This is a genomic window from Bacillus cereus group sp. Bc010 (genome assembly GCF_027716745.1).
GTDB classification, from domain to species: Bacteria; Bacillota; Bacilli; order Bacillales; family Bacillaceae_G; genus Bacillus_A; species Bacillus_A pacificus.
This window is the reverse complement of sequence record NZ_JAQFUY010000003.1, coordinates 237,008-249,477: the sequence shown is the minus strand read 5'-3', so window position 1 is coordinate 249,477 and position 12,470 is coordinate 237,008. Positions and strand designations below refer to the sequence as shown.

The following is a 12,470-nucleotide window of genomic DNA, read 5'->3' as shown; positions in this document are numbered from 1 at the left end:
GCTCACTCCTTTTCTTTAAATAATTGTAAATTTGCGGATGTTACGGATTGGATTTTGTCTATTAGATCCATCATTGTAATATAAATGAACAGGTCCATCTTCTTTTAATGGTTTTCCTTCTTTTGAAAAACCAAGAATAGCATGTTTGACAGTTTCTAATGGAAGCGTTATTGTATCATCTACTGTTTCGATCTCGACTTGCGTAGCGTCATCTGAAATTTCGGCGTTAGCAAGAAAAGGTTGAAATGGTATACCGAACGTTCCAGTAATTAGCTGTTCTTTTTTAAATTTCTTTACACTTTGTTGTATCGGCGGGAAAGCAGCACCATCACGGATTTCGCGATCCCAATGTTCCGAGGTGTTTTTTAAATAAGCTTCTAGTTCTGAAGTGTTTTCTCTCGTTTCATCAAAGTAAGTTGTCAAATCTACTTTTCGATCATCAAAGATCCAAACGGTTGGATCGATAGTGATTGGAAAACGAACTTTTCCATTAATAAATAAAATTTCGCTCATTGTTGTTCCCCCATTTGTGTTATACTCCCACTTTTCAGTATAATAGTATTAGACACTATTGTCACAAAAAATGTTTCTATTGCAATTTATTAAAACTATCGCTAATATTAATAGATAGGAGAGAGTAGGACGGAAACGGAGGGAATCAATTTGGCGTCTGAGACAGTATCAAATCATCAGGAAAAGGCACTAGCCCTTCTACAAGCGGATGCGGAGAAGATTTTAAGACTTATTAAGGTGCAAATGGACCATCTTACAATGCCGCAATGTCCATTATATGAAGAAGTGTTAGACACACAAATGTTTGGACTATCCCGCGAAGTCGATTTTGCAGTTCGCCTTGGTCTTATTTCAGAAGAACAAGGGAAAGCAATGTTAGGAGAGCTTGAACGTGAGTTATCTGCACTTCATGAAGCATTTACAAACAAACAACAATAACGGGTTCAAATAAGGGGGCTCAAACTGAAAAAGTTTGAGCTTTTTATTTGTATAATAAAGCAGGAAGAATCAATGTACATATGGAATACAACAATAATTAAATTGAAACAGAGAGAGGAAATGAAATGAAAAGAGTATGGAAATCAATGGATTATTCATTATTACTTCCTCTTGTTATCTTATGTGTGCTGGGAGTTATAATGGTATATAGTTCTAGTTCCATTGTTGCGATTTCGAGATTTGATAAACCAGCAAATTTCTTTTTTAAAAGACAATTAATTACTTTAGTTGTTGGGACAATGGTATTAATAATTATTGCTACTATCCCATATAAAGTTTGGAGAAAACGAATTTTTTTATTGGGGAGTTATGGTGCTAGTGTTGCCTTAGTAGCTGCAGCTGCCTTTTTCACTAAGAAAGTAAACGGTGCAAACGGGTGGATATTTGGAATACAGCCTGCAGAATTTGTTAAGATAACAGTTATTCTCGTCTTAGCTCATTTTTTTGCGAAAAGACAAGAAACGAATACACCTGTTTTCAAAGGGTCAGGTCCAGTACTTATTGGTGTTGGAATAATCATGTTTTTAATATTAAAGCAAAATGATTTAGGTACTGATTTGTTAATTGCAGGAACAGTAGGAATTATGTTTCTTTGTTCGGGAGTACAGGTTAACTTATGGATTAAACGAATTGCTTTAACTTCTATAGTATGGATTCCGGCACTATATTTTCTTGGTAATTATGCATTAAATCCATATCAAAAGGCACGTTTTTCTGTTTTTCTTGATCCGTTTAATGATCCTCAAAAGGATGGGTTTCAATTAGTGAATTCATTTATTGGAATTGCTTCGGGAGGGCTAAATGGTAGAGGATTAGGAAATAGTGTACAAAAGTATGGTTACTTACCAGAACCACAAACGGATTTTATAATGGCAATTATATCTGAAGAACTTGGTTTTATAGGTGTGGCTATTATTTTAATCTGTTTATTACTTATAATTATTCGGGCCTTTAGAGTTGCACAAAAGTGTAAAGATCCATTTGGAAGTTTAATAGCTATCGGAATTGCAAGTTTGTTTGGAGTCCAAACATTTGTTAATGTTGGTGGTATGTCTGGATTAATACCACTTACAGGAGTTCCTTTACCGTTTGTTAGTTATGGTGGGAGTTCCTTATTAGCTAATCTACTTGCGATGGGGATATTACTCAATATTGCTAGTCATGTAAAACGACAAGAGAAACAACAGAACGAGACAGTTAAAGAAAGAGAACAAGGTGGACCACATCTTGTAGTTGTAAAATAAAACACATTGTGCCTTAGAGCATGATGTGTTTTTTTATTTTTAAGTAGTTTTAAATATGATGTATTAATTTATCTTTTAGTCAAAGGGTATATCACATTTAGTTTAAAGTGATATACAATTAAGTTGTTACATAAGGAAGAGGTATGCTATACTATTTTTGTGAGACAAATTGCTCAGAAAACTTATCATTTGTTAAAAAATAAGGTATGATGGATAAAAATAAAGTGAAGCTTTCTAAGTATAATATAATGTAGAAAGTGAAGAACTTCACGCTCTTTATGGTGTGTATATATTTTATCTCTAGAGTGGTAGGAAAGTAGAGGGGGAAAATCATGACAAAGCTGCAACGTATTCAAAAAGTATTGGTAGCTAACCGTGGAGAGATTGCAATTCGTGTGTTTCGAGCTTGTTCGGAACTGGGATTAAAAACAGTTGCAATCTATTCTAAAGAGGATAGTGGTTCTTATCATCGTTATAAAGCCGATGAATCCTATTTAGTTGGGGAAGGAAAAAAGCCAATTGATGCTTATCTAGATATTGAGGGCATTATTGAGATTGCGAAAAGTAATCATGTAGATGCAATCCACCCTGGATATGGTTTCTTGTCAGAAAATATTCAATTCGCAAAACGTTGTGAAGAAGAAGGGATTATCTTTATCGGTCCAAAAAGTAAGCATTTAGATATGTTTGGAGATAAAGTAAAAGCAAGAACACAAGCGCAGCTAGCACAAATTCCAGTTATTCCTGGTAGTGATGGGCCAGTAGATTCATTAGAAGAAGTCGAAGAATTTGCTGAAAAGTATGATTACCCGATTATTATTAAAGCTTCCCTTGGCGGTGGCGGTCGTGGTATGCGTATTGTACGTACTAGTGAAGAATTAAGAGAATCGTATAATCGAGCAAAGTCAGAAGCGAAAGCAGCCTTTGGTAATGATGAAGTATACGTAGAAAAATTCGTTGAAAAACCTAAACATATAGAAGTTCAAATTTTAGCAGATGAAGAGGGCAATGTTGTTCATTTATACGAGCGAGACTGTTCTGTACAACGTCGTCATCAAAAAGTAGTAGAAATTGCACCTAGTGTGTCGCTTTCAGATGATTTGCGTCAGCGTATTTGTGATGCTGCTGTGAAATTAACGAAAAATGTAAATTATTTAAACGCAGGAACAGTTGAATTTCTTGTAAAAGATGATAATTTCTATTTCATTGAAGTAAATCCGCGTGTTCAAGTAGAACATACAATTACAGAAATGATTACAGGAGTCGATATCGTTCAATCACAAATTTTAATAGCTGATGGACATGCATTACATAGCAAATTGGTGGGTGTTCCAAAGCAAGAGGAAGTTGTTGTACATGGATTTGCAATACAATCTCGAGTAACGACTGAGGATCCACTAAATAATTTCATGCCGGATACAGGAAAAATTATGGCATATCGATCAGGTGGTGGCTTTGGAGTTCGTCTTGATACAGGTAATAGTTTCCAAGGTGCTGTTATTACACCGTACTATGATTCTTTACTTGTAAAAGTTACAACATGGGCGCTTACTTTTGAACAAGCTGCTGCAAAAATGGAACGTAACTTAAAAGAATTCCGTATTCGTGGTATTAAAACGAATATTCCATTCCTAGAGAATGTAGTAAAACATAAAAACTTCTTATCAGGGGAATATGACACTTCATTTATTGATGCGTCACCTGAACTATTCTTGTTCTCGAAACGTAAAGACCGAGGAACGAAAATGTTAAATTACATCGGGACAGTAACAGTAAATGGCTTCCCAGGAGTAGGGAAAAAAGAGAAACCAATTTTCCCAGATGCTCGTATACCGAATGTATTACACTCAGAGCCAATCCAAAATGGAACGAAACAAATTTTGGATGAGCGTGGAGCAGACGGATTAGTAAAATGGGTACAAGATCAAAAACGTGTACTTTTAACGGATACAACATTCCGTGATGCGCATCAGTCATTACTTGCAACGCGTATTCGTACAAAAGATTTACACCAAATTGCAGAGCCGACAGCGAGAATGTTACCGAACTTATTCTCAGCAGAAATGTGGGGCGGTGCGACGTTTGATGTTGCATATCGTTTCTTAAAAGAAGATCCGTGGGAACGATTACTAGATCTTCGTGAAAAAATGCCAAATGTTTTATTCCAAATGTTACTTCGTTCTTCAAACGCGGTTGGTTACAAAAACTATCCGGATAATTTAATTCAAAAGTTTGTGGAGTGTTCTGCTCAAGCTGGAATTGATGTGTTCCGTATTTTTGATAGCTTAAACTGGGTAGAAGGTATGAGAGTTGCGATTGATGCTGTACGAGATACTGGTAAAATTGCAGAAGCAACTATGTGTTACACAGGGGATATTCATGATCCGTTACGTAGTAAATATGATTTAAATTACTATAAAAATTTAGCAAAAGAATTAGAAGCATCAGGAGCTCACATTTTAGGTATTAAAGATATGGCGGGCTTACTAAAACCAAATGCAGCATATGATTTAGTTTCAGCATTAAAAGAGACGGTATCGATTCCGATTCACCTGCACACACACGATACGAGTGGAAATGGTATATTAACGTATACGAAAGCAATTGAAGCAGGTGTTGACATTGTCGATGTAGCAGTAAGTTCTATGGCTGGTCAAACGTCACAACCAAGTGCGAACACGCTATACTATGCGTTAGGTGGAAACGAAAGACAGCCAGATGTTAATATAGATTCATTAGAAAAATTATCTCATTACTGGGAAGATGTACGTAAATACTACGCACCGTTTGAAAGTGGTATGAATGCTCCTCATACAGAGGTATATATGCACGAAATGCCAGGCGGACAGTATAGTAATTTACAACAACAAGCGAAAGCGGTTGGCTTAGGCGATCGTTTCGATGAAGTGAAAGTAATGTACCGCCGTGTGAATGACATGTTTGGTGATATTGTTAAAGTAACGCCATCATCTAAAGTTGTCGGTGATATGGCATTATTCATGGTTCAAAATCACTTAACAGAACAAGATGTTTTAGAGCGTGGACATTCTATGGACTTCCCAGGATCTGTTGTTGAAATGTTCTCTGGAGATTTAGGACAACCATATGGTGGTTTCCCGAAAAAGTTACAAGAAATTATTTTAAAAGGGAAAGAACCATTAACAGTAAGACCAGGTGAATTATTAGAACCAGTAGATTTCGACGCGTTAAAAGAAGAGCTATTCCATAAACTTGGACGCGAAGTGACGATGTTTGATGTAGTTGCATATGCATTATATCCAAAAGTATTTATGGATTACGAAAAAGTTGCTGAGATTTATGGAAATGTATCTGTGCTTGATACACCGACTTTCTTCTATGGTATGAGACTTGGTGAAGAAATCGATGTGGAAATTGAACAAGGTAAAACATTGATGGTTAAACTAGTATCAATTGGAGAGCCTCAGCCAGATGGAAATCGAGTTCTTTACTTGGAGTTTAACGGTCAACCACGTGAGATTGTTGTGAAAGACGAAAGTGTGAAAGCGACAGTTGCACAACGTGTGAAAGGAAACCGTGAAAATCCAAACCACATTAGCGCAACAATGCCAGGAACGGTTATTAAAGTAGTTGTAAAAGAAGGCGATGAAGTGAAAAAAGGCGATTCTATGGCAATTACAGAAGCGATGAAAATGGAAACGACAGTTCAAGCGCCGTTTAATGGTAAAGTGAAAAAAGTATATGTTAACGATGGAGATGCAATTCAAACGGGTGACTTACTCATTGAATTAGATCACTAAAATAAAAAAGGGTTGTGGAAACACAGCTCTTTTTTATTACGAAAAAATACCTTGCCAATTCGGGCAAGGTATTTTCATTTATTTTGTTTGTTTAGAAGTTGATGCAGCTTCTTTTGCATTCACTTTACTTCTTGTACCTAACATAACTAAATAGCATAGTACAGCAAACAAGCAAGAAATGAATAGTGAATGTAATAATGCCATTGATAAACTAGCATTTGTAAATACGACTAAAATTCCTACGATAGCTTGAAGTGTAACAAGGATAAATGAGATGATCCATCCCCAGTATACGACAGGCTGCTGTTTGTAATGGCGGATAGCGAGAATCATCGCGTATAGTATCCAAGCGAAAATTAACATCGCTGCAACTCTATGTCCCATTTGAACCCATTCATGTAATTGAGTTGGCATAGGTCTATTTTTGCTACATAAAGGAAAGTCTGGACAGGCTAAGCTAGCTCGTTCGTGACGTACTAAAGCCCCTGTGTAGACGACAATATAACTGTAAATTGTTACACCATAAATATGAAATTTCATTTTTTTGTCCATAATAAGTGAACGTGCATCAAATTTTTGGTCAATTTCAAAGATAAGACACGTTAATAAAATGACAGAAGCAAATGAAATTAAGGAAATACCGAAATGGATAGCAAGTACAGCTGGCATTTGCCCCCAAACAACCGCTGCGGCTCCCATTAATGCTTGTGCAACTAAAAATACGAAGGATAAAATTGCTAACGTTTTTGTTTCGCGCACATGTTTATAATATTTCCAGGACAAAATACAAAGGAGAGTGACAAGAATTCCTGCTGATCCTGATGTAAGGCGATGACTTAGTTCAATAATAGTTTCCATTGATAAATTAGATGGAACAAATTCACCGTTACAAAGTGGCCATGATTTACCGCATCCTTGGCCAGAGCCTGTTTTTGTAACTAAGGCGCCTCCTAATAAAACTATTAATAAATCAAGACTCGTAATGACTGCTAACCATTTAATAAAGCGTTGCAATCTCTTTCACCATCTTTCTGCTATGAAGTTATTGCGAAATATTTTCATTCCATTATGTATAGAATAAAACGCGCTAGTTCCTATGATATATAAAAAATAATAAAATAGCAAAGAAATGGAGGGGGAAGACAGGGAAGAGAAAACGGGTGTGGAAATAAGGTTTATAAGGAAATTTTTAGGTGAAAAATAGGCTATTTTGAAAAGAAATGGGGAGAATACGTGTTAAATATGACAAAAAAGTTTATTATAGAAGGTAACATCATGTTATGATATGGATAAGTAACAATTAAGTTTTTTATGTTCGACACAAAAAGTTCATGTTTTCTTCACAAAATGTTCGGGAAATATGATTTAATATATTGGAGTATGGGCGTAGATTAGTAGTAGAATGGGTTAACAATGTTTCTACTGTAATAATATTGCTATATAGAAGCGAAATATTTCAATTTGAAATAGGCGCAAAAAGAAAGATGAAAGTTTTAAGAGGGGGTTAAAGTGATGAACCATGCAACAAGTGAGCTGCATGATGAGTCTGCTGTTACAAGCGTACCGGAAACAACTCGGTTACAAGATTTAAAAGCGCTCGTTAAAATGGGGATTGTAAACTCAAATACACTTACTGTATTTACAGGATTTTGGTTGGCATTACACTTTAATGGATTAAGTGTAATGGACAATCTGGATAAGTTATTCTTTACAATCGTTGGTTCTGGATTAGTTATGGCAGGGGTATGTTGTTTAAACAACTACATTGATCGAGACATCGATCCATTAATGGAAAGAACAAAGACCCGTCCAACGGTTACTGGAAAGTATAAACCAGGATTTGCACTTACATTTGGACTAGTTATATTACTTCTTGGTTTTGTATTTTTATTATTAACAACACCAATGGCAGTCTTAATGGGATTTATTGGTGCTTTCACATATGTTGTTCTATATAGTTTATGGACAAAGAGAAAGTATACACTAAATACTGTTGTAGGTAGTATATCTGGTGCAGTTCCACCTTTAATTGGATGGGCAGCAATCGATCCATCTTTAGGCCATCCAATTGCTTGGATGTTATTTTTAATTATGTTTATTTGGCAAATCCCACATTTCCTTGCATTAGCAATGAAACGTGTTGATGAATATCGAAACGCAGGAATTCCAATGCTTCCTGTAGTTCATGGATTTGAAATTACGAAACGCCAAATTATGATTTGGACAGTATGTTTATTACCACTACCATTTTATATGAGTGGACTAGGGATAACATTTATGGTAATTGCAACACTGCTTAACATCGGATGGATCGTTTTAGGTTTTTATGGCTTCCGTAAGAAAGATGACATCAAATGGTCTGTGCAAATGTTTGTTTATTCCCTAAATTATTTAACAATCTTATTTGTATCAATGATTGTAGTTACATTCTTCTAAGACAACGACATAATTGGATTTCTTTACGTTGAGATTTACTTTACTTAACTATAAAGTACAATCTAATTCACAAGGAAAGTGGGGGTTGTTTGTATGAAGAAACAGTGGCGACTGCTTTCGTTCGTTTCACTGCTGGCTTTACTGTTAGGGGGATGCGGTAAAGCCTTTCAATCTACTTTAATTCCGCAAGGAGAAGTAGCAAAAATGCAATACGATCTGCTCTTACTAGCAAGTGCGATCATGGTAGGAGTAGTACTAGTAGTTACTATTATTTTCTTATATGTAATTGTGCGTTTCCGACAAAAGAAAGGTCAGGAAGATTATATTCCGGAGCAAGTTGAAGGGAATCACAAACTAGAAATTATATGGACAGTTATTCCGATTATTCTTTTGCTAATCTTAGCTGTTCCGACGGTTACATATACATTCAAACTTGCTGATGTAAGTGCGATGGAGAAAAAGAATATTGATAAAGATACTATCGTTGTTGATGTAACAGCGAATCTTTATTGGTGGGAATTTTCTTATAAATCAGAAAAGATAGTAACTTCTCAAGATTTAGTCATCCCCACAGGTAAGAAAGTGTATTTGAATTTGAAGGGTGCCGATATTAAACATTCGTTTTGGGTTCCATCTTTAGCTGGGAAAATGGATACAAATACAGATAATGTAAACAAAATGTGGTTAAAGGCAGATAAATCGGGCACTTATAATGGTTTTTGTACAGAATTTTGCGGCCCATCACATTCTTTAATGCAATTCAAAGTGAAAGCTTTAGATGAAAGCGAGTACAAAAAGTGGCTTGCTGATATGAAGAAAATTGATGGGAAGAAAGAAGTAGCTTCAACAAAGGCGCAAGAAGGCCAAGAAATATTTAATAAAAGCTGTATTGGTTGTCACGCAGTTGGATCTAATGATAGTAGACCACCTTCCGCTCGTATCGCACCAAACTTAGCAAACTTTGCGGATCGCGATACAGTTGCCGGCATTGCTGAAAACAATGAAGAAAACTTAAAAAAATGGCTGAAAGATCCTGAAAATATGAAACCAGGAAATAAAATGACTGGTAAATATGGCAACTTAACAGACGATCAAATTGATGCATTAAATGCATATTTACAAACGTTAAAAGTTGAAAAGTAAAGAGGGATTATTCGCGAAGGGGAGGTTGAAAACGTGAGTTCTGTAGCAAAAAAACAGGGGATGGGTGCTGTCATATGGGATTATTTAACGACAGTAGACCATAAAAAGATTGCCATTCTCTATTTAATTGCAGGTGGATTGTTTTTTATAATAGGCGGAATAGAAGCTCTATTTATTCGCCTTCAATTAGCGATTCCTAACAACGCTTTTCTTGTTGGGGATGCTTATAATCAAGTATTAACTATGCACGGTACAACAATGATTTTCCTCGCAGCTATGCCACTCGTGTTTGCATTTATGAACGCCGCTGTACCACTTCAAATTGGTGCACGTGATGTAGCGTTCCCGTTTTTAAATTCACTCGGATTTTGGTTATTTTTCTTTGGTGGAGTATTTTTAAATTTAAGTTGGTTTTTAGGTGGAGCACCTGATGCAGGATGGACATCTTATGCATCTTTAGCTTTAGCCTCTAAAGGCCATGGTGTTGATTTTTATGTGCTTGGCTTGCAAATCTCCGGTATAGGTACATTAATTGGAGGTATTAACTTCCTTGTAACCATTATTAATATGCGTGCGCCAGGGATGACGTATATGCGTATGCCGATGTTTACATGGACGACATTTGTAACATCTTCATTAATATTATTTGCTTTTCCGCCGTTAACTGTAGGATTAGGACTTTTAATGTTAGACCGCTTATTTGGAACAAGTTTCTTTAATCCAGCACTGGGCGGGAATACAATTATATGGGAGCACTTATTCTGGATTTTCGGTCATCCAGAAGTATACATTCTTATACTCCCAGCTTTCGGAATATTCTCAGAAATCTTCGCGACGTTTTCGAAAAAACGATTATTTGGTTATTCGTCGATGGTGTTTGCGACAGTATTAATTGGATTTTTAGGGTTTATGGTATGGGCGCATCATATGTTTACTGTTGGGCTTGGTCCAGTTGCAAATGCTATTTTCTCAGTTGCAACAATGGCGATTGCGGTTCCGACCGGTATTAAAATATTCAACTGGCTCTTTACAATGTGGGGCGGAAGTATTCGTTTTACGACACCGATGATGTGGGCAGTAGCCTTCATTCCATCATTCGTAATGGGAGGAGTTACAGGTGTTATGCTAGCATCTGCACCAGCTGATTATCAATTTCATGATAACTATTTCGTAGTAGCTCACTTTCATTATGTAATTGTCGGTGGTGTTGTATTTGGTTTACTTGCAGGAGCCCATTATTATTGGCCACTGATGTTTAATAAAGTATTGAATGAAACGTTAGGAAAGATAACATTTTGGTTATTCTTTATCGGTTTCCATTTAACGTTCTTCATTCAGCATTTCCTTGGCTTAATTGGTATGCCACGTCGTTACTACACATATCTTGAAGGTCAAGGGTTGGAAATGGGCAATATGATTAGTTCTATTGGAGCGGTATTTATGGCTCTTGGAACGATTGTTCTTCTATTCAATGTAATTAAAACAACAGTATCAAAAGAAAAGGCTGGTCGTGATCCGTGGGATGGACGTACATTAGAATGGACAATGCCAGCACCTACACCAGAATATAACTTTAAACAATTACCATTTGTTCGCGGGTTAGATCCGTTTTGGATTGAAAAACGTGAAGGGAATAAAGAGATGACAGCGGCGGAACCAGTGGGTGATATTCATATGCCAAATCCATCATTTTCACCATTTATCATTTCTTTAGGATTGTTTATAGCGGCATTCGGTGCAATGTATATGCAGGGTGGAAAAGATAAGTTTTGGTTATTAGTAGCAATTATCGGTTTAATTATTACGTTTGGTACAATGTTCCTACGTTCAGTAATTGATGATCATGGATATCATATTCATAAAGAAGATTTAGAAGATAAGGGGGGCAAGGCGTAATGCATGTAGATGAAAAATTAACGAATGAAACATTTCCAGCAGAGCCTGAAAAAGCAACCCTTGAGGGGAAAAATAAGTTTGTCGGTTTTTGGTTATTTCTTGGAGGCGAAACAGTATTGTTCGCTTCCTTATTTGGCACATATTTAGCGTTAAAGAATTCTACAAATGGCGGACCAACATCTCAAGAGATGTTCCAAATGCCACTCGTTTTCATTATGACGATGCTTTTATTAACGAGTAGCTTAACGAGCGTATATGCGATGTATCATATGAAAAACTTTAATTTTAAGAAAATGCAACTTTGGCTACTGGTAACAGTGCTGCTAGGATTAGGGTTTTTAGGGTTTGAGATCTATGAGTTTTACCATTATACACATGAATTTAAGCATACTATGAGAAGTAGTGCATTTGGTTCTGCGTTTTATGCTCTTGTTGGTACACATGGACTCCACGTATTGTTTGGATTGTGTTGGATTTTAACATTAATCTTTAGAAATGCGAAGAGAGGTCTAAATTTATACAATGCACCGAAGTTTTATGTTGCATCGATTTATTGGCACTTTATTGACGTAGTTTGGGTGTTTATTTTCACTGTAGTATATTTAATGGGAATGGTGGGATAAACAATGGCGATAAAGCAAACGAATAATCCTAAAGTTGATCTTGTTTATCGGAAGAGAAAAAGTGCGGAGGAAATGAAGCATCAAGTTATTACATTTGCATTAATGATATTTTTAACATTAGTTGCATTTGTAGCAGTAGCATATCCGAAAACTTTCAGCCCGACTTTCTCAGTACCATTTATTTTACTATTAGCGGTGGTACAAGTAATTTTTCAATTGTACTATTTTATGCATATGAGTCATAAAGGGCATGAAGCAGCGAGTTTCTTTCTTTATTCTGGTCTGTTAATCGGGTTAATTACAATTTTAGCTTTTATGACAATTGTGTGGATTTGAAA

The 12,470-nt window shown here is 36.1% G+C and carries 10 protein-coding genes; 8 read left to right on the top strand and 2 right to left on the bottom strand.

The genetic code is table 11. The features are described 5' to 3' along the window. Positions 1-15 precede the first annotated feature (15 nt). Positions 16-513: a molybdopterin-binding protein gene (locus tag PDQ68_RS06630; RefSeq protein ID WP_001289788.1), complete on the bottom strand. Its 498-nt coding sequence runs from the start codon at positions 511-513 to the stop codon at positions 16-18. Between the two features lie 150 nt (positions 514-663). On the opposite strand from PDQ68_RS06630, the gene PDQ68_RS06625 reads away from it, so the two are divergent. From PDQ68_RS06625 to pyc, 3 genes are all read left to right on the top strand, one after another. Next, positions 664-951 carry an Fpa/YlaN family protein gene (locus tag PDQ68_RS06625; RefSeq protein ID WP_000135697.1) on the top strand — a complete coding sequence of 96 codons (288 nt, stop codon included), beginning with the start codon at positions 664-666 and terminating at the stop codon, positions 949-951. A 125-nt stretch (positions 952-1,076) separates the two neighbouring features. Then, on the top strand, positions 1,077-2,255 hold the full coding sequence (locus tag PDQ68_RS06620; RefSeq protein WP_061183951.1) for an FtsW/RodA/SpoVE family cell cycle protein: 1,179 nt from the start codon (positions 1,077-1,079) through the stop codon (positions 2,253-2,255). 332 nt (positions 2,256-2,587) lie between these two features. Then, entirely contained in the window at positions 2,588-6,034 is a 3,447-nt protein-coding gene (pyc, locus tag PDQ68_RS06615; protein WP_000164051.1) for a pyruvate carboxylase, read from the top strand. Positions 6,035-6,112: 78 nt separating this feature from the next. On the opposite strand, the gene ctaA is transcribed toward pyc, so the two are convergent. Further along, a complete protein-coding gene (gene ctaA / locus PDQ68_RS06610; RefSeq protein WP_001188737.1) occupies positions 6,113-7,048 on the bottom strand; it encodes a heme A synthase in 936 nt (311 codons plus the stop codon). Between the two features lie 498 nt (positions 7,049-7,546). Between ctaA and ctaB the strand changes: the two genes are divergently transcribed. The 5 genes from ctaB to ctaF all read left to right on the top strand — a co-directional run bounded on the left by ctaB (position 7,547) and on the right by ctaF (position 12,468). Next, positions 7,547-8,470, top strand: a complete 924-nt coding sequence (gene ctaB, locus PDQ68_RS06605) for a protoheme IX farnesyltransferase (RefSeq protein ID WP_001015058.1) — start codon at positions 7,547-7,549, stop codon at positions 8,468-8,470. Positions 8,471-8,563: 93 nt separating this feature from the next. Further along, positions 8,564-9,613 carry a cytochrome c oxidase subunit II gene (gene coxB, locus PDQ68_RS06600; protein WP_000745271.1) on the top strand — a complete coding sequence of 350 codons (1,050 nt, stop codon included), beginning with the start codon at positions 8,564-8,566 and terminating at the stop codon, positions 9,611-9,613. A 60-nt stretch (positions 9,614-9,673) separates the two neighbouring features. Further along, positions 9,674-11,509 (top strand): cytochrome c oxidase subunit I, encoded by a 1,836-nt coding sequence (gene ctaD / locus PDQ68_RS06595; protein WP_011040617.1) that lies wholly within the window; start codon positions 9,674-9,676, stop codon positions 11,507-11,509. Then, complete coding sequence (ctaE, locus tag PDQ68_RS06590) at positions 11,509-12,132, top strand: cytochrome c oxidase subunit III (protein WP_000557861.1); 624 nt, start codon at positions 11,509-11,511, stop codon at positions 12,130-12,132. The genes ctaD and ctaE overlap by 1 nt, the downstream gene beginning before the upstream one ends. Before the next feature lie 3 nt (positions 12,133-12,135). Beyond that, positions 12,136-12,468, top strand: coding sequence for a cytochrome c oxidase subunit IVB (gene ctaF / locus PDQ68_RS06585; protein ID WP_000985703.1), 333 nt, complete (start codon positions 12,136-12,138; stop codon positions 12,466-12,468). Positions 12,469-12,470 lie beyond the last annotated feature (2 nt).

What these genes read in the sequence shown, in the direction of transcription:
- ctaB (WP_001015058.1), top strand. Translation starts at nt 7,547, where the DNA reads ATGAACCATGCAACAAGTGAGCTGCATGATGAGTCTGCTGTTACAAGC.
- ctaF (WP_000985703.1), top strand. Translation starts at nt 12,136, where the DNA reads ATGGCGATAAAGCAAACGAATAATCCTAAAGTTGATCTTGTTTATCGG.
- pyc (WP_000164051.1), top strand. Translation starts at nt 2,588, where the DNA reads ATGACAAAGCTGCAACGTATTCAAAAAGTATTGGTAGCTAACCGTGGA.
- PDQ68_RS06620 (WP_061183951.1), top strand. Translation starts at nt 1,077, where the DNA reads ATGAAAAGAGTATGGAAATCAATGGATTATTCATTATTACTTCCTCTT.
- ctaE (WP_000557861.1), top strand. Translation starts at nt 11,509, where the DNA reads ATGCATGTAGATGAAAAATTAACGAATGAAACATTTCCAGCAGAGCCT.
- ctaD (WP_011040617.1), top strand. Translation starts at nt 9,674, where the DNA reads ATGGGTGCTGTCATATGGGATTATTTAACGACAGTAGACCATAAAAAG.
- coxB (WP_000745271.1), top strand. Translation starts at nt 8,564, where the DNA reads ATGAAGAAACAGTGGCGACTGCTTTCGTTCGTTTCACTGCTGGCTTTA.
- PDQ68_RS06630 (WP_001289788.1), bottom strand. Translation starts at nt 513, where the DNA reads ATGAGCGAAATTTTATTTATTAATGGAAAAGTTCGTTTTCCAATCACT.